General features: G+C 70.7%; 17 protein-coding genes. 5 read left to right on the top strand and 12 right to left on the bottom strand.

The annotated features are described in order from the left end of the window. Positions 1 to 26: 26 nt before the first annotated feature. Positions 27 to 317, bottom strand: coding sequence for a DUF3500 domain-containing protein (locus tag ACQP2X_RS26695; RefSeq protein WP_498686441.1), 291 nt, complete (start codon positions 315 to 317; stop codon positions 27 to 29). A 291-nt stretch (positions 318 to 608) separates the two neighbouring features. Here ACQP2X_RS26695 and ACQP2X_RS26700 point away from each other — a divergent pair, with 291 nt between their 5' ends. Then, positions 609 to 1,523, top strand: coding sequence for an alpha/beta fold hydrolase (locus tag ACQP2X_RS26700; RefSeq protein WP_498686443.1), 915 nt, complete (start codon positions 609 to 611; stop codon positions 1,521 to 1,523). Here ACQP2X_RS26700 and ACQP2X_RS26705 read toward each other — a convergent pair. Further along, positions 1,514 to 2,152 carry a hypothetical protein gene (locus tag ACQP2X_RS26705; protein WP_498686444.1) on the bottom strand — a complete coding sequence of 213 codons (639 nt, stop codon included), beginning with the start codon at positions 2,150 to 2,152 and terminating at the stop codon, positions 1,514 to 1,516. The two genes, ACQP2X_RS26700 and ACQP2X_RS26705, sit on opposite strands and share 10 nt — an antisense overlap. 65 nt (positions 2,153 to 2,217) lie before the next feature. Next, entirely contained in the window at positions 2,218 to 2,598 is a 381-nt protein-coding gene (locus ACQP2X_RS26710) for a hypothetical protein (RefSeq protein ID WP_498686446.1), read from the bottom strand. Positions 2,599 to 2,755: 157 nt separating this feature from the next. Between ACQP2X_RS26710 and ACQP2X_RS26715 the strand changes: the two genes are divergently transcribed. From ACQP2X_RS26715 to ACQP2X_RS26730, 4 genes are read left to right on the top strand one after another with little or no spacing between them, the layout of a single operon-like run. Further along, on the top strand, positions 2,756 to 3,292 hold the full coding sequence (locus tag ACQP2X_RS26715; protein ID WP_498686447.1) for an RNA polymerase sigma factor: 537 nt from the start codon (positions 2,756 to 2,758) through the stop codon (positions 3,290 to 3,292). After that, positions 3,289 to 4,149, top strand: a complete 861-nt coding sequence (locus tag ACQP2X_RS26720; RefSeq protein ID WP_498686449.1) for a hypothetical protein — start codon at positions 3,289 to 3,291, stop codon at positions 4,147 to 4,149. Before ACQP2X_RS26715 ends, ACQP2X_RS26720 begins: the two co-directional genes overlap by 4 nt. Next, positions 4,146 to 5,021 (top strand): ATP-binding cassette domain-containing protein, encoded by an 876-nt coding sequence (locus ACQP2X_RS26725; protein ID WP_498686450.1) that lies wholly within the window; start codon positions 4,146 to 4,148, stop codon positions 5,019 to 5,021. Before ACQP2X_RS26720 ends, ACQP2X_RS26725 begins: the two co-directional genes overlap by 4 nt. Beyond that, positions 5,018 to 5,911 (top strand): hypothetical protein, encoded by an 894-nt coding sequence (locus tag ACQP2X_RS26730; RefSeq protein ID WP_498686451.1) that lies wholly within the window; start codon positions 5,018 to 5,020, stop codon positions 5,909 to 5,911. The genes ACQP2X_RS26725 and ACQP2X_RS26730 overlap by 4 nt, the downstream gene beginning before the upstream one ends. On the opposite strand, the gene ACQP2X_RS26735 is transcribed toward ACQP2X_RS26730, so the two are convergent. Genes ACQP2X_RS26735 through ACQP2X_RS26775 form a run of 9 tightly spaced genes read right to left on the bottom strand, consistent with a single transcriptional unit; the run spans position 5,869 to position 16,095 of the window. After that, complete coding sequence (locus ACQP2X_RS26735; protein ID WP_498686453.1) at positions 5,869 to 7,794, bottom strand: ATP-binding protein; 1,926 nt, start codon at positions 7,792 to 7,794, stop codon at positions 5,869 to 5,871. The genes ACQP2X_RS26730 and ACQP2X_RS26735 overlap by 43 nt on opposite strands. A gap of 7 nt (positions 7,795 to 7,801) precedes the next feature. Next, positions 7,802 to 9,049 carry a lysine N(6)-hydroxylase/L-ornithine N(5)-oxygenase family protein gene (locus ACQP2X_RS26740; RefSeq protein WP_498686456.1) on the bottom strand — a complete coding sequence of 416 codons (1,248 nt, stop codon included), beginning with the start codon at positions 9,047 to 9,049 and terminating at the stop codon, positions 7,802 to 7,804. A gap of 11 nt (positions 9,050 to 9,060) precedes the next feature. Beyond that, complete coding sequence (locus tag ACQP2X_RS26745) at positions 9,061 to 9,687, bottom strand: isochorismatase family protein (RefSeq protein WP_498686458.1); 627 nt, start codon at positions 9,685 to 9,687, stop codon at positions 9,061 to 9,063. 1 nt (position 9,688) lies between these two features. Beyond that, a complete protein-coding gene (locus tag ACQP2X_RS26750; RefSeq protein WP_498686459.1) occupies positions 9,689 to 11,248 on the bottom strand; it encodes a (2,3-dihydroxybenzoyl)adenylate synthase in 1,560 nt (519 codons plus the stop codon). Beyond that, positions 11,238 to 12,410, bottom strand: a complete 1,173-nt coding sequence (locus ACQP2X_RS26755; protein ID WP_498686461.1) for an isochorismate synthase — start codon at positions 12,408 to 12,410, stop codon at positions 11,238 to 11,240. The genes ACQP2X_RS26750 and ACQP2X_RS26755 overlap by 11 nt, the downstream gene beginning before the upstream one ends. Before the next feature lie 23 nt (positions 12,411 to 12,433). Continuing rightward, entirely contained in the window at positions 12,434 to 13,186 is a 753-nt protein-coding gene (locus ACQP2X_RS26760; protein WP_498686462.1) for a 2,3-dihydro-2,3-dihydroxybenzoate dehydrogenase, read from the bottom strand. Then, positions 13,183 to 14,523 (bottom strand): cation:proton antiporter, encoded by a 1,341-nt coding sequence (locus tag ACQP2X_RS26765; RefSeq protein ID WP_498686464.1) that lies wholly within the window; start codon positions 14,521 to 14,523, stop codon positions 13,183 to 13,185. The genes ACQP2X_RS26760 and ACQP2X_RS26765 overlap by 4 nt, the downstream gene beginning before the upstream one ends. Beyond that, positions 14,516 to 15,304, bottom strand: coding sequence for a siderophore-interacting protein (locus tag ACQP2X_RS26770; protein ID WP_498686467.1), 789 nt, complete (start codon positions 15,302 to 15,304; stop codon positions 14,516 to 14,518). Before ACQP2X_RS26770 ends, ACQP2X_RS26765 begins: the two co-directional genes overlap by 8 nt. After that, a complete protein-coding gene (locus ACQP2X_RS26775) occupies positions 15,301 to 16,095 on the bottom strand; it encodes an alpha/beta fold hydrolase (RefSeq protein WP_498686470.1) in 795 nt (264 codons plus the stop codon). Before ACQP2X_RS26775 ends, ACQP2X_RS26770 begins: the two co-directional genes overlap by 4 nt. Positions 16,096 to 16,098: the final 3 nt, after the last annotated feature.

Genomic DNA, 16,098 nt, shown 5'->3' on the forward strand with positions numbered 1-16,098 from the left:
CGTGGTCTTGGCGAGGTTGGCCGAGGTCATCGCCGCGCCAGCACCCCGTCGGCCGTGGTGATGCCGACGACCTGGTGGAAGCCGTCCGTACTCAAGCCCGCCTTGAGAATGGCCGGCACGGCGGCCTGTTGCGTGTCGGAGAGTGCGTCCGTCCCCAGCCCGGCCCGCTCGAAGAGCTGATCGGGCAGGTTGGACCACGGGGCGAGGTTCGTGGTCGTCCGTTCGCCCTGGACGGTCGTCTCCGTATCCGAACCACAGGCGGCCGCAGTCAGGAGCAACGGCACGAACAAGAGGCGCCGCACGAATGAGTCGGACATAGCCGGACCATAAACACGAATCGCCCGGGTGACCCCCTGAACCGGCCGGTCATCCGGCTTTCGGGTGGTCTCCCGGGCGATTCGCCCGCTCCGCACGCGGCAGCTGCCGTCACCGCGTACGGAAGATCATCAGGATTGCGACGGTAGCGGTATGTGCAACTCTTTCGCTGCGTTTTCCCGTTACGACCACACCTTCGCGGCCACCACTATCCGGTAGACACCGGAGCCCCCATGCACTCCCACCCGTACCTTCACCGAAACCGGCCGACCAGATGGTCCAGGATTGAGGACATGAGACGTGTCGATGCCGGCGTGCTGTCCACCGCCTATCTCGAGGACGGCCCGGCCGGCGGCTGGCCGGTCATCCTGTCGCACGGCTTCCCGTACGACGTCCACGCCTACGACGAGGTGGTCCCGGCGCTGACGGCACAGGGCGCCCGGGTCGTCCGCCCGTACCAGCGGGGTTTCGGCCCCACCCGCTTCCGCTCGGCCGGCACGATGCGCAGCGGCCAGCAGGCCGCCCTCGGATCCGACCTGATGGCGCTGATCGACGCGCTGCGCCTCGACCGGCCGATCGTGGCCGGCTACGACTGGGGCGGCCTGGCCTCCTGCGTGACGGCCGCGTTGTGGCCGCAGCGGGTGTCCGGCCTGGTGTCGCTGGCCGGCTACGACATCATCGACATCGAGAGGCAACGGCACGCCTTCGACCCGTCGATCGAGCACGCGGTGTGGTACCAGCACCTGTTCCAGACGTCACGGGGCCGCGAAAGCCTGGCCACCCACCGCCGCGACCTGTGCCGCATGCTGTGGCGCCAGTGGTCGCCCCGCTGGGAGTTCGACGAGGCGACCTTCGCCCGAACCGCACCCTCGTTCGACAACCCCGACTTCGTCGACGTGGTCATCCACGCCTACCGTCACGCGCTGGGCCAGGCCGAGGGCGACCCGGCCTACGACGACCTGGAGGCCCGCCTGGCCACCCGCCCGGCAATCACCGTGCCCGCGGTCACCCTGGACGGCACCACCGACACGCTGAAGCCGGGCGGCACCGCCGACCACGCGCCCATGTTCAGCGCCCGTCACGAGCACCGCGTGATCGAAGCGGGCCACAACTTGCCACAGGAGGCCCCCGAGGCCTTCGCGGACGCCGTTCTGACCGTACGGACATGGCAAACGGCTGGCCCCTCGGCTGTTTGGCGTCAGCGCTGAGGGACGCGTGCGGCGGCGTGAAAGGCCGTCGACGACATGGTCGACTGTGGCCTCACTCGCCCGAACCCGACGTGCCTGATCGCCCATCGCTTCTCGAGGTGAACAGCAGCTGCGCGAAGAGAGATGATGGGAACCGGATAGATTATTGCTATTGCCACGGTTAGGTAGCCAACATCGAGCCATCCATTGCCACCGTTAAGGGCATCACCTACTCCGAGAGTGTATGAGGCGGTCGCGAGCAGGAGACATCCGAAGAATAGTCCGCGAACGAAAAGCCCCCATTTCGAATGGAATCGGTACAGCAGCAATATCCGTCGCGTTGCCCCCGGCAAATCCCGGCCACCGTCGTGGAACGGCGGCGATGCGGACACGGTGTCCGCGGCATGCGCCAGGAACGAGCGGGCGTTCATGGCATGGAACTGCAGCTCAGGGGTTGCGTCCTTCAACCCCAGGGTGGCTTTCCACCACTGCTCGACGAACGCGGCCACGGCGGTGGCGTCGGCGAGCGCACGGGCCCGCCGGTTCTCGACGTCCCGGCGAATGCGCCATTCCTTGATCAGGATGCCGGCAGCGCCCAGGACGGCGGTCAGCACGGCGCTCACTGTGGGAACCAGTATCTCCTTGTCCATTCGGCTTCTCCGATCCAAGCGATCCCGGACGCCGTCGTGAGGACGACGCCCGGGCAGAGTCGGTGCTACGCGTCGCGGTACACCTGAACGAGGCAGCGGAAGGCGCCGCTGCCGTTGGCCGGCCGGTCGTCATTGATGCGCAGGAACAACGTTCCCTGGTCGTCGGCCCGGTCGATGCGATGCTGGCTCCCGATGGGGAAGTACCCGTTGTCGAGCTTGCCGAGCAGCCCGTACGGATGCCAGCCCGGCAGCGGGAACTTGCGGTCGTGGTCGATCCCGTTCCAGCCGTTGGGGCCGTTCAGCCCGGTCAGCCAGACACCCGACCAGATGTCTCCCCAGGCGTGGAACATCAGAGTGTCACCACGCTGGACGGTCAGGTGCGTGTTGACGTCGTACTCGCTCTCCGGCACCGGGATCTCCCGGGAACTGACCAATTGAAGGCTCACGTCGTCCTCATCCCCTTCGAGGGTCGTTGGTTTCCCTTCCTGTCGCTCCGAGTGGTCCCGATGTGTTCGGCCGGGGCCTGTTCCGCTTTCGCGGATGGTGTCAGTCGATCTGCGGGCGGCGGGGAACACGCGAGGCGGTCAGCCGATACAGAGAGACATGGACACCAGTGGCCCGTCACGCTCCGACGACGAGCTTCTCGGCGCGGTCGCCGAGAGGGACCGGGGCGCGCTGCGCGAGTTGTACGAGCGGCACGCGCCCTGGCTGCGTGCCCGGCTGAGCCGGCGCTGCGACGACGGCGGCCTGGTCGAAGAGGTCATCCAGGACACCTTCGTGGCCGTCTGGCGCAAGCCGAAGGCCTACCGGGGCACGGGACAGGTGCCGGCCTGGATCTGGGGAATCGGTTTCCGGCGGCTCATCGGCGCGTTACGGCCGCGGCGGCCAGTGCCGTGGCCGGTGCTCACCGACACCTCGTCCACACCGTCCGCCGAAGACCAGGTGTTGCTGCACATCGAGCACGGAGACCTGGCCGGTGCGGTCGACGGCCTGTCCCCTGAGCTCAAGGCGGTCGTCCAAGCCGTGGTTCTGGACGGTTTGACCAGCCGCGAGGCCGCCCGTCTGCTTCAGGTCCCGGCGACCACCGTGCGTACCCGGCTGATGCGCGCACGGACTCAGCTACGAGAGGCCTTGTCATGAGCTGGCATCTGCGTTCCGACACGATCGACGCCTACCTGGCCCGGCAGCTCACCGACGCGTACGCCGCCTCCGCCGAAGCGCATCTGCTCGACTGCGCGGCCTGCCGTGCGGCATTGGCCGCCCGCGGGCAACGGGACGGATCGCTCCGGCGCCGTCACGGCGACAGCATGGCGCTCATCCTGGATCGCATCGACCGGCCTCATCCGCGCGTTCTGGAGCGGATTCTCACCGGGCTCGGCATATCCGCCGGGCTCGCCAAGCTCACCGCGGGCGCGCCGCGGCTGCGGCACTCCTGGCTGGCCGCGGGCTTGGCCGTGTTGACCGTCGCGGTGGTCATGGCGCACCTGCGATCGGGCGCCCTCGGCGTGGTGATGTTCGTGGTCAGCGCGCCGGTCGCGCCGGTGCTCGGCATCGCGTTCACGTACGGGAGGTGGAGTGATCCCGGCGGCAAGGTGGCGGCGGTCGCCCCCTTCCCGGCTCTGCTCCTGCTCCTGCTGCGTACGGTCGTGGTGCTGGCGTCCTGGTTGCCGGTCGCGGCCCTGCTCTCGGTGGCGCTTCCGGCGCACGGCCGGGTCGTGCTGCTGTGGTTCGTGCCGGCGCTGGCCCTCACCAGCCTCACGGTGGCGCTGTCGAGCCTCGTCGGCACGGCGTACGCCGCGATCGCCGTGACCACCACCTGGTTGGTACTCGCGGCGACGACCGTGCGCGGCACCCGAGGGGCGGCAGCGGACGTCTGGTTGCAGCATTCGCCGCTCTTCCGGCCTACGGGGCAGGTGATACTCGCCGTTCTCGCGGTGGCCGGTCTCGCCTTCACCGTGGCCCGCCGTAGGGCCTTCGACGAGCGGGAGTCCTCGTGAACAGCACCGGAACGGTCACCGCACGCCTGACGGGCGTGAGCAAGCGATTCGGCCGGACCACGGCGCTGGAGGCGATCAGCCTGGACATCCGGCCGGGTGTCACCGGCCTGCTCGGGCCCAACGGCGCCGGCAAGACCACTCTGCTGCGCATCCTCGCCACGTCGGTCCGGCCGAACGCGGGCACGTTGACCGTCCTCGGTGACGATCCGCTCGATCCGGACGGCCGCTACCGCATCCGCCGGCACCTCGGCTACCTCCCGCAGGACCCGGGCTTCCACGAGTTGTTCACGGTGTACGACTTCATCGACTACGTCGCCATCCTCCACGAGATCGACAACCCCAGGCAGCGCCGGTCGGAGGTCATGCGCGTGCTCGACGCGGTGGGCATGGCCGACTGGTCACACCGCCGGATGCGCTGCCTCTCCGGCGGTCAGCGGCACCGGGTCGCTCTCGCCCAGACACTTCTGGGGGATCCACACCTGCTGCTGCTCGACGAACCGACCGTCGGCCTCGACCCGCTCCAACGGCTTCGGTTCCGGCGGGTCGTCTCCGAGGTGGCCCGGCACCACACAGTCGTCCTGTCGACCCACCTCACTGACGACGTCGCGGCACTGTGCGACGAGGTGATCGTGCTGTGCCACGGCCGCATCGCCTTCGCGGGCGGCACCGGCGAACTGGTCGGTTCGGCGGCGGGACACGTGTGGCTGGCCGACGCGCCAGATCTCGCGGCGACCGCGTGGTGGCGTACCGGCGAAGGCCGTTACCGGCACATCGGCGAGCCGCCGCCAGGTGCCGAACTCGCGGCGCCGACCGTCGAGGATGCCTACCTGCACCTCGTCGGCGACCCCGGCGCCGTACGGAGCCGACAGTGATTCGCACACTCGCCTGGGCCGAAGGCAAACGGCTCGTACGGAGCCCAGCCGTGCTGGCGGGCGTGACGGCCGCCGCTTGGCTGGCCCTGCCGTCATGGCTCGACGGCCGGCCACCCGGGACACCGGGCAGCACCCAAACCTACGAACAGCTGACACTTCTCTTGGCGCCGCTGCATCTCGGCGCGTTCATCGCCGGCGCCCTGCTGGCCATCCGGGACGAGAAGGAATCGATTGTCGAGTCTCTCGTGGCCCGGCCGCTCAGCCCGGCGCGGCGGACCCAGGCGTTGATCCTCGCCGGCGTGGTCCCCGTCGCCTGCACCGCGGCCCTGGTCACCGTCAATTGGCTGCTGGTCGCCGCCGCCGGTGGCATACCGACCGGGCACCCGGAGCCGGCGCTTTTCGTCCCCACGGTCGTGGACGCCGTGTACGTGGTGTCCCTGACCGGTCTGGCGTACACCGCCGGGATCGCCTTCGCCCGTACTGTTCCGTCCCGGGTCTTCACCGTGGTCGCCGGCGTCGCCATCACCTGGATCTTCTTTTTCTACTACTGGATGAGCGGCTGGTTCCCCGCATACTTCCTGACGCCGTACGCGAGCCCGATCAGCGGCGTGCGATCGGACGGTGTCAGCAGAGGGCCGATCGCTTACTTCGAGGGCTACATCGGGGGATGGTTCGAGATCGTCCGGGACACCGATCTGGTCTTCTGGCGTGCTGTGTACTTCGCTGGACTGGCGCTTCTGTTGGCCGCACACGCCCTACGGCGCAGCGACCGGCGCGCCCGAGTCGGCCGGCTGGTCACGACAGAGGCGTTGCTCGCCGTTGGCGGTTTTCTCCTGCAGATCACGGCCTACAGCGGAAGCTGGGCCCTGCTCGGATCCTGGTGGGAGTGACGCGAGGTCAGGGCGTCGTGGACCTTGTGCAGGAGGTCCTGGCGGGTGAACGGCTTTTCGACGAAGGGGATGTCCGGGTCGAGGACGCGGGTCTCGCCCAGCAGGCCGTTGCTATATCCGGACATGTAGACGACCGGGAGGTCGGGGCGCTGCTGGTGGATCAGTTCGGCCAGGCGCGGGCCGGACATCTCCGGCATGATGACGTCGGTCAGCAGGGCGTCGCAGCCCTTCTCGGCGAACAGCTCCAGCGCGTGCGGCGCGCTGTCGGCCAGCAGCACGTGGTAGCCGCACGCGGTCAGGATGCGGGTGACCACCCGGGCCAGGTCGATCTCGTCCTCGACGACCAGGATCGCGCGGCCGTCGCCCGGTGGCGGGGCGGCCGGGCGGGCCGCCACCGTCGCGTCGGCCGGCACCACCGTCAGCGGCAGGTAGATGCGGAACGTCGTGCCCACGCCGGGCTCCGAGTAGACGTTCAGGGCTCCCCCGGCCTCGGTCACGATGCCGTAGACCGTCGACAGGCCCAACCCCGTACCCCGGCCCCGGGGTTTTGTCGTGAAGAACGGTTCGAAGATGCGCTGGACCACCTCGGGTGGCATGCCTTCGCCGGTGTCGCTGATCTGGAGGCGGGCGTAGCGGCCGGCCGGCAGGGCGGGCTGCATCTTCACCTCGTCGCCGTCGACCTCCGCCGTTCCCGCCTCCAGCACCAGCGAGCCGCCGTCGGGCATCGCGTCGCGGGCGTTGATGGCCAGGTTGAGCAGGATCTGCTGGAGCTGGCCGGGGTCGGCGCGGACGACCACCGGCGCCGAGGCGGGGCGTGCGACCAGCGTGATGTGCTCGCCGATGGTGCGTTCCAGCATGTCGCGCACCTCGGCCAGGGCCGTGTTCAGGTCGACGTCCTGCGGCTGCACCGTGTCGCCCCGGGTGAATGTCAGCAGCTGCCTGGTCAGGCCCATGGCCCGGTCGGCCGCCGTGCGCACGTGGTTGAGGTCCGACCGTACGCCGTCGTTGCCCTCGCTCTCCTCGATGGCGAACTCGGTGTAGTTGACGATGATGGCCAGGATGTTGTTGAAGTCGTGGGCGATGCCGCCGGCCAGCTTGCCCAGGCTCTCCATCCGCTGGGCCTGGTGGGTGCGTTCCTCCAGGGCCCGCTGCCGCTCGGCCGCCTCCCGGGCCTCGCGGATGTCGCGGGCCACCACCGAGACGCCGGTGACCGTGCCGGAGCTGTCACGGATCGGGGCCACGTTGAGCGAGACCTCGACCGGGGAGCCGTCCTTGTGCAGCCGCCTCGCCTCGTAGTAGACGCCGCGTTCGCCGCTGGCGATACGGGCGCGCACCGCCTGCTGCTCGGCGAATCCGGTGTCGTCGGTCAGGATGGAGACAGGCCGGCCGATGATCTCGTCGGCCCGGTAGCCGAACAGGCGCTCGGCGCCGCCGTTCCAGGCGCTCACCAGACCGTCCATGCCCAGGCCGATGATGGCGTCGTCGGTGTATTCGACGACGGCGGCCAGCGTCGAGCGGGCTTCGTCGGCCTCGGCCAGGCGGTTCTGTTCACCCGGGGAGACGTACATGGCGCCACGGCCGAGCAGGACGCCGTAACTGCGGCGCAGCGACCAGTAGTAGACACCCACCGCGGCGGTGAAGGTGTCCCAGAGCGCCAGGGTCCACCCCACATGACCGGTGTGGGCGATGGTCGCCTGGTACGACGTCCACGCGTGCAGGCCGTGGCCGACCGCGCAGCTGAAGAAGATGAGCGCGGTGGCCAGGGCGAGCCGGTTGGTGCGCAGCTGTCCCTCACGGCTCACGGGCACCACGATGGCCACCATGATCCCCGCGTAGGCGACCATGATGACCAGGTTCGCGAGCAGGTACAGCTGCTCCGGCACGTTCGTCCTATCGGCCGCCCGCCCCGGAAATTGAGGCCGCGATCTCACCGGCCCGGATCGCGCCGGCCGACAGCAGGGTGGCCGTTATCCCGTGAGCGTGTTCGGTGCCGCCCTGCAGATAGATGCCGGCGCGCAGCTCGGGGTCGGTGACGAGGCGGTAGTCGCGTTCGGCCCGCAGCAGGTCCTCCTCGTCGCGCTGGCAGTGTTTGCCGGCGGTGCCGAGCAGCCGGGTCACGTCGACCGGGCGATATCCGGTGGCGTAGACGATGGCGTCGGCCTCCAGGGTGGTCCGCTCACCGGTCGGCAGGTGCTCGACCACGGCCGTCACCCCGTCGGGGCGCGGTGTCAGGTCGGCGATCCGGGAGGCCCGCATCATGTGCAGACGGTCCCGGCCCAGGACCCTTTCCCGATAGGTACGCCGGTACAGCTCCTCGATGAGCTCGCCGTCGACCACCGAGTAGTTCGTGTTGCGGTGATAGTCGAACAGCATCCGCTTCACGTCGGCCGGGGCGTCGTAGTACAGGTCGACGGCCGCCGGGTCGAAGATCTGGTTGGCGAAGTTGCTGTCGTCGGCGGGACTGTAGCCGTACCGGAAGAAGACGCTGTTGACCTCGGCCGTGGGATAGCGCGAATGCAGGTAGGCGACCGACTCAGCGGCGCTCTGCCCGGCGCCCACGACGATGAAGCGCCGCGGCTCGGGTACGTCGAAGGACGCCACCCGATGGAGCAGATCGAGGTTGTGCCAGACCCGCGGCCCGGGGGTCACGTCGGGCGGGAGGCTGGACTCGAGGCCGACCGCGACGACCACGTTGCGGGCCCGGAACGTGCCGCGCGGGCTGATGACGTCGACCGCCCACGCCTCGCCGTTGTCGTCGTAGACGGGTTTGACGTCGGTGACCGTGTGGCCGTAACGGACCATGTGGGCCATCCGGCGGGCCGCCCACACGAAGTAGTCGTGGAACTCGACGCGCAGCGGGTACATCGACTTGAAGTTGATGAACTCGGCCAGCCGGTCGTGGGCGTGCAGGTACGACACGAAGCTGAAGTCGCTGGCCGGGTTGCGCATGGTGACCAGGTCCTTGAGGAACGACACCTGCATGGTGGCGTCCTCGAACAGCATCCCGCGGTGCCAGCCGAATTCCTCCTGCTTCTCCAGAAAAACCGCGTTCAAAGGGCTGGAGTGCTCTTCGATGGCGATGGCCAGCGCCAGGTTCGACGGGCCGAAGCCGATGCCGACGAGGTCGTACACCAACATGTCTTTGCCTTTCAGAGGAAGGTGGCGATCTCGGAGGCCGTGCCGACCACACCGCACCGGTCGGCGACATGGCGCAGGGCGTCGCGATGGTGGGCGGGGCTGAAGTCGGCGACGGCGTCGGCGACGACGAACGGCTGGATGTCGCGCATGAACGCGTCCAAGGTGGTGGCGAGCACGCCGATGTGCGCGTAGACACCGGTGACGATGAGCTGGTCGCGTCCTTCGAGCAGCTCGGCCAGGGGCGTTCCCACGAAGGCGCTGTAGCGGCGCTTGGTGATCTGGACGTCGCCCGGGCCGGGGGTCAGCGCGTCGGTGATGGCCAGCGCGCTCGCCGACGGCGGCGGACCGTCGCCCCAGAAGTCCTGCAGCAGGCCGCGTTCGGCCCGGCTCTGCCCGCCGGGCTGGGCCGAGAAGACGACCGGCATGCCGGCCTCGTGGGCGTGCTTGCGCAGCGCCGCGATGTTGTCGACGACCCGGGCCAGCAGGGCGTGGTCGGCGGTGCCGAACGGGGCCAGGAAGTAGTTCTGCATGTCGTGCACGAGCAGGGCCGCCCGCCCCGGGTCCGGCCGCCAGCCGACGCGGGCGTTCTTCAGGGAGAAACCGGTGGGGAGGGGGTACGGGGTGATGCGCGGGAGCATGTCAGCCTTCCTTCAGCGATCGCAGGGCCGCACGCAGCTCGCGCCGGCTGATCTTGCCGACGCCGGTGACGGGGAACGCCTCGACCACGGTCAGCCGGTCGGGGATCTTGTACGCCGCGAGTCCGCGTTCCCGCAGATAGGAGCGGACTTCCGGCAGGGTGAGCGTCGATGACGGGCGCGGCACGACGAAGGCGCATGTCCGCTCGCCCAGATAGGCGTCGGGGACGGCGACCACGGCGACGTCGTGCACGGCCGGATGGGTGAGCAGGTGGTTCTCGACCTCCTCGGCCGCGATCTTCTCGCCGCCGCGGTTGATCTGGTCCTTGGCCCGGCCCTCGACCACCAGATAGCCGTCGGGCCGCTGCCGCACCAGGTCGCCGGTGCGGTAGAAACCGTCGGCCGTGAACGCGGTCCTGTTGTGTTCCGCGGCGTTCCAATAACCCTTGATGGTGTACGGGCCACGCGTCAGCAGATGTCCGACCTCACCCCGCTCGACCGGCTCATCGGCGTCGTCGACCACGAGGATCTCGTCGTCGGGCGAGATGGGCCGCCCCTGCGTGTTCAGCACGATCTCGTCCGGGTCGTCGAGCCGGGTGTAGTTGACCAGCCCCTCCGCCATGCCGAACACCTGCTGCAGGCGGCACCCCAGCACCGGCCCGACCCGGGCCGCGACCGTGCTGCCGAGCTTCGCGCCGCCCACCTGGAGCACCTGGAGGCTGGAAAGGTCGGGCTTCTTCTCCATGGCCGCGACCGCGTCGATCCAGAGCTGGGCCAGCGGCGGCACGACGGCGGTGATGGTGACCCGTTCGACCGCGATGAGCGGCAGCACGGTGGCCGGGTCGGGCCGGCGGGCCAGCACGACGCGGCCGCCCGCGTGCAGCACGCCGAGCACGCCCGGCGACGACATGGTGAAGTTGTGCGCCACCGGCAGCACGGCGAGATAGACACTGTCCGGGGTGAGGCGGCAGATCTCGGCGCTTTCACGCACGCTGTAGAGATAGTCGTCGTGCGTGCGCGGGATCAGCTTGGGCAGCCCGGTGCTGCCGCCGGAAAGCTGGAGGAAGGCCAGTTCATCGGCGGACGGCCCGTCGGGCAGGCCGGCCGGGTCGGCGTACAGGGAGGCGAGCTCGTCGTCGACGATCATCCGGGCGTTGCCGGCCGCCGCCGCGAGGGTGCGGTGGTCGAAGCCCTCGTGCACGCCGGTCGTCACGAAGGCGACGGCGTTCGTGTGCGAGCAGAAGTAGCCGATCTCGGCCGCCCGGTGGGCGGGCAGCGCGAAGACCGGAAGCGCGCCCAGGCGGAACAGCGCGAAGATGACGTCGAAGTACTCGGCCTCGTTGGGCAGTTGGACGACGACCCGGTCGCCCTTGCCGATGCCCAGCCGGTGGAAGCCGGCGGCGAGGCGCAGCGCGCGGTCGCGGAGCTCGGCATAGGTGATCTCACGGTCGCCGTCGACGATGGCGACGCGGTTACCAAATCGCTCGGCCGCGGAACTCAGAAGATCGCCGAACGTCTGGCCGATCCAGTACCCGCGCGACCGGTAAAGCTCCTCAAAGGACATCGGAGTGCTCCAATCCCAGGGCGGCCAGCATGGTGCCGAGCTTGGCCGTGGTCTCGGCCAGTTCGGCCGCCGGATCGGAGCCGGCCACGACGCCGGCCCCGGCGAACAGGTCGAGGCCGCCCTCGTCGGCGGTGGCGCAGCGGATGGTGACCGCCCACTCCCCGTCGCCCGAGGCGTCGACCCAGCCGACCATGCCGGTGTAGAAGCCGCGGTCGAACGGCTCCAGCTCGCCGATGGCCGCGCGGGCGGCGGCGGTCGGCGTGCCGCACACGGCCGGGGTCGGGTGCAGCGCTGTCGCCAGCCGCAGGGCCGAGGCCGCCGGGTCGGCCACGGTCCCGGTGATCAGGGTGGAGAGGTGCCACATGGTCGCGGTGCGCACCAGCGACGGCTCGGAAGGCACGGTCAATTGCGAGCAGTACGGGCGGAGCCCGTCCGCGACCGCGGTGGCCACCACCGCGTGCTCGTGCCGGTCCTTCTCCGAGCGCAGCAGCGCCTCGGCCCGGCGCGCGTCCTCGGCCGGGTCGTCGCTGCGCGCGGCCGAGCCCGCGAGGGGGTTGGCCGTGACCGTCGTGCCCCGGCGGGAGACCAGCAGTTCGGGGCTGGCGCCGAACAGCGTGCGGCCGCCGCCGAGGTCGACGCCGAACGTGTAGCCGCTCGGGTCGCGGCCGGCCAGCGCCCGCACCACCGGCGCCGGGTCGAAGCCGGGCGCGTCGGCCCGCAGCGACCGGGCCAGGACCACCTTGGTGTAGCGGCCGGCGTTGATCTGCCGGACCGCCTCGGCCACCGCCGCCGTGTAGCGGCCCGGGTCCGGCACCGGCCGGATGTCCTTCACGATGTTCTTCACGTCGGCGGCGCCTTCAAAGGGCGGCCCCCCGCGCCGGAGCCGCATCGGCACGACGAGGTGCGCGTCGGCGTCCGGGGCGAACGGGACCGCGCCCACCACGGCGCGGACCTCGTGACCGGCCGCCTCGGCCACGCCCAGGACGGCGTCGACCCGGTGGGCCAGGTCGGCCAGGCCGTCGCGGCGGCCCGACGGCGGAACCGCGAAATAGGTGCCCTCGGCGAGCAGGGTGCCGCTCGGTGAGGCGAACAGCGACGAGCGGCCCGGGCGGTAGCCCGAGAGCAGCTCGGCCGCGGTGGTCGCGGCGGAGACGGTAGTCACTTCGATGGTTCTCCTTGTCAGGCTCAGGCCCGGAGCGTCGCGCCGCCGTCGACGTACAGGTCGTGCATGGTGATGTGCCGGGCGCGGTCGGAGGCGAGGAACAGCACCGCGTCGGCGACGTCCTCGGGCTCGGCGAGCCGGCCCAGCGGGATGCCGGTACGGAAGGCACCGGGGTCGCCGGCGATGACCGTTTCCGGGCCGCCGTCGTCCCACAGGGCCCGCTGCATGGGGGTGTCGGTGGAGCCGGGGGCGACCACGTTGCAGCGGATCCCGTACGGCGCCAGTTCGAGCCCGAGGCTCTTGGTGAAGGCGGTCGAGGCCGCCTTGGAGGCGGCGTAGGCGGCCATGCCGGAGCGCGGGATCCCGGCCGCGTTGGACGAGACCGTGACGATCACCCCGGATCGCCGGGTCACCATCCGGCGGGCCACGGCCCGGCTGGCCCGGAAGACCCCGCCCGCGTTGACGTCGAACAGCGCCGCCCAGTCGTCGTCGGAGAAGTCGACGACCGCACCGGTGCGCAGCACGCCGGCCACGTTGGCCAGCACTCCGATCGGGCCGAGACCGAGCTCCACCGCCTCGACGACCCCGTCCACTTCGGACGAGCGGGACACGTCGGCGACGTACGCCGTGATGCCCTCGTGCTCGCCGGCCAGCCGCTCGACGCCCTTGGCCTCCCGGTCGACCGCGGCCACCCGGGTGCCGGCCTCGGCGAAGGCGAGCGCGACGGCCCGGCCGATGCCCTGACCGGCCCCGGTGACGAATGCGATGCCGCTCATGCCCGTGCCCCCTGTCCGGAGAATGCGAGAGCCCGCTCTTCCTCGAGCTCGGTGACCTGCACGTGCGACATCGACCAGCGCAGGATCGGCGGGCCCATCACCGAGGTGATGACGGCGATGAGCACGACGACCGTGTAAGTGGCGATGGACAGCACGCCCAGCCGCAGGCCGGTGGTGGCCACCACGACCTCGACGATGCCGCGCGCGTTCATGCCGGCGCCGAGCGCGATCGACTCCCAGTGCGACAGCCGGCTGGCCCTCGCCCCGATGTAGGCGCCGGCGAACTTGCCGGCGATCGCCACCAGCAGCAGGGCGACGCCGGCCAGCAGCACCTTGGGGTCGGCCAGCGCGGTCAGGTCCATCCGCAGGCCGGCGGTGGCCATGAAGATGGGCGCCAGCACCGAGAGGACGATCGTCCGCAGCGGTGACAGGTCCTGCCAGATCGAGCGGCCCGGCCGCGGATCGGGCTTCTCGGCCGCGCGGGCCTGCCCGATGAGGATGCCCGCGACGAACGCGCCGAACAGCGCCTCCATGCCCATGGCGTGGGTGGCGGCCGCGCCGAGCAGGATCAGCACGACCGAGGCGGTGACCCGCGGGCCGCCGTCACCGGCCTTGCCGGCCAGGTCGAGCACCCAGCGCACGAGCGGGCGGCCGGCGACGAGCGCGGCCACCACGAAGCCGATCAGGTAGACCACCGACAGCGTCACGGCCCCGGCCCGTACCCCGGTGGTCGCCGCGGCCGAGACGACCGACAGCAGGAACCAGCCGACGGCGTCGTCCACCATGCCGGCGGCCAGCGTCAGCTGGCCGATGTCGCGGTGCAGCAGGCCCATGTCGGACAGCGTCTTGGCGATGACCGGGATGGCCGTCACGCACATGGCGACGCCGAGGAACAGCGCGAACGTGCCGCGGTCGCTGGTCTCGGTCAGCAACGCGGCCGGTACCAGGAACCCGGCCGCGATGCCCAGCGCCAGGGGCAGCAGAAGACCGGCGAGGCTGACCTTCACGCCGGTGACGCCACGCTTGCGCAGCATCGCCGAGTCCAGTTGGACGCCGGTCACGCCGACCAGCAGGAGCACACCGAACTGCCCCACGGCATCCACCAGATGCAACTGGTCGGCGTCGGACGGGAGCACCCAGGTGAAGGCGCCCGGTGCGAGCGCCCCGAGCAGCGACGGGCCGAGGATGACGCCGGTCAGCAGCTCGCCCACGAGCGCGGGCAGGCCCAGCCGCACGGCCAGCCGGCCCAGGGCCAGCGCGACCAGCAGGAGCAGCGACACCTGCAGCAGGAACACCAGCAGGGTGTGCGGCGCCAGGCTGGGCAGCGGGCTACTCATCGTCGTCCTCGTGGTGGTCCAGGTTCTCGACGCCCTTCTTCCAGTAGCCGTCGATCTCCATCCACTTGCGGTTGAGGCCCCGCGCGCGCAGATGGCGGCGGATCGGCTTGAGACCCGTGGCCTCACCGGCGATCCAGACGTAGCCGTCGCCCTCCGGAAGGGTCACGTCCCGCACATCGCTGAGCTTCTGGCCGCGATCCCGCAGGAGCCAGGTCACGCCGTCCAGGGGCTGCTTCTCGCTCTCGCCGGCCACCTCGGCGAAGGCGAGCACGGTGGCGCCGGCCGGAAGCTGCTCGAGCCAGGCGGCGAGGGCGGGCAGGGCGGTCTCGTCGGCGCCGAGCAGATACCAGTCGAAGGTGTACGGCACCAGGTTCGAGCCGCGCGGCCCGAGGATCCCGACCCGCTTGCCCGGCGCCGCCTGCGCCGCCCACGATCCGCCCGGGCCGTGCTCGTGCAGCACGAAGTCGATGTCGAGCTCGCGCGCCTCCGGCCGCAGGTAGCGGATGGTGTAGTCGCGGTAGATGGGCAGCGGCGAGCCGGGCGGCGGCGGCTCCAGGCCCTCCTCGCCGATCGTCGGCATCACCGGCAGGTCGGCGCCGGGCTCGGGGAAGAAGACCTTCACGTGGTCGTCCGGCGCCCCGTACTTGAAGCCGTCGAGCTCCTCGCCGCCGAGGGTGATACGGACCATGCGCGGGGTGAGCCGCTCGACGCGGCGGACCTCGAGCAGGCGGGGCGTGAGGTCGTGCCAGACGAGCTCGACCTCGCGGGCGGTGGTGGTCATGCGGGCTCTCCATCGAAGAAGGCGATCAGCTCGGTGTTGAGCCGATGGGGCTGTTCCAGATATCCGTAGTGGCCGGCGTCGGGGATCTCGGTGTACCGGGCGCCCGGGATGGCCTGGGCGACCTCGAGGCCACCGGCGGCCGGCGCGATGAGGTCGTCGGCGAACCCGATGACGAGACAGGGGCTTTCGATTCCCCCGTACGCCTTCAGGCGGTCCTCCTCGGCGCCGGCCTCCTGCCGGCTCGGCGTCCCGGCGTGGCCCGGCAGGCGGACCTGGAAGACGTCGAGCCAGTCCTGGGCCTGCCGGTCGTCGGCCAGCGTCCGCGGCGACAGGTTGAAGGCGGCCCGCACCACGGCGCGGTACTCGTCCGGCAGCTCGACACCGGCCCGCTCGAGGCTGCGCTCACCGGCGGTCATGGCGGCCTGGAACGCGCTGCGGCGCCCGAAGGTGGCCATCAGGATCGCCTTGTCGACCAGGTCGGGCCGTTCGAGGCAGAGCTCGGCGGCGACCCGCGCGCCCATGGAGGAGCCGGCGATCCGGCACGGGCCCAGGCCGAGCTGCTCGATCAGGGTGACCGCGTCGGCCACCAGGTCGGGCATGGTGACCACGGGCGGGGTGTCGCTGGGCGGCAGCCCCCGGGCGTCGTAGGTGACGACCCGATATCCGGCCGCCACGAGCGCGGGCACCTGGTGCAGATGCCAGGTGCGCCCCCGGGCGCCGTTGCCGGCGAGCAGCAGCACTCCCGGGCCGGTGCCGGCCTCCTGGTAGTGCAGGCCGTCGATGACGGGCATCTC

Origin of the sequence: Actinoplanes sp. CA-131856 (assembly GCF_050956135.1) — a bacterium.
Lineage (GTDB): Bacteria > Actinomycetota > Actinomycetes > Mycobacteriales > Micromonosporaceae > Actinoplanes.

Excerpts from the sequence above, each read along its gene's own strand:
- ACQP2X_RS26695 (WP_498686441.1), bottom strand. The coding sequence starts at position 317 with ATGTCCGACTCATTCGTGCGGCGCCTCTTGTTCGTGCCGTTGCTCCTG.
- ACQP2X_RS26700 (WP_498686443.1), top strand. The coding sequence starts at position 609 with ATGAGACGTGTCGATGCCGGCGTGCTGTCCACCGCCTATCTCGAGGAC.
- ACQP2X_RS26705 (WP_498686444.1), bottom strand. The coding sequence starts at position 2,152 with ATGGACAAGGAGATACTGGTTCCCACAGTGAGCGCCGTGCTGACCGCC.
- ACQP2X_RS26715 (WP_498686447.1), top strand. The coding sequence starts at position 2,756 with ATGGACACCAGTGGCCCGTCACGCTCCGACGACGAGCTTCTCGGCGCG.
- ACQP2X_RS26720 (WP_498686449.1), top strand. The coding sequence starts at position 3,289 with ATGAGCTGGCATCTGCGTTCCGACACGATCGACGCCTACCTGGCCCGG.
- ACQP2X_RS26740 (WP_498686456.1), bottom strand. The coding sequence starts at position 9,049 with ATGTTGGTGTACGACCTCGTCGGCATCGGCTTCGGCCCGTCGAACCTG.
- ACQP2X_RS26745 (WP_498686458.1), bottom strand. The coding sequence starts at position 9,687 with ATGCTCCCGCGCATCACCCCGTACCCCCTCCCCACCGGTTTCTCCCTG.
- ACQP2X_RS26750 (WP_498686459.1), bottom strand. The coding sequence starts at position 11,248 with ATGTCCTTTGAGGAGCTTTACCGGTCGCGCGGGTACTGGATCGGCCAG.
- ACQP2X_RS26760 (WP_498686462.1), bottom strand. The coding sequence starts at position 13,186 with ATGAGCGGCATCGCATTCGTCACCGGGGCCGGTCAGGGCATCGGCCGG.
- ACQP2X_RS26765 (WP_498686464.1), bottom strand. The coding sequence starts at position 14,523 with ATGAGTAGCCCGCTGCCCAGCCTGGCGCCGCACACCCTGCTGGTGTTC.
- ACQP2X_RS26770 (WP_498686467.1), bottom strand. The coding sequence starts at position 15,304 with ATGACCACCACCGCCCGCGAGGTCGAGCTCGTCTGGCACGACCTCACG.
- ACQP2X_RS26775 (WP_498686470.1), bottom strand. The coding sequence starts at position 16,095 with ATGCCCGTCATCGACGGCCTGCACTACCAGGAGGCCGGCACCGGCCCG.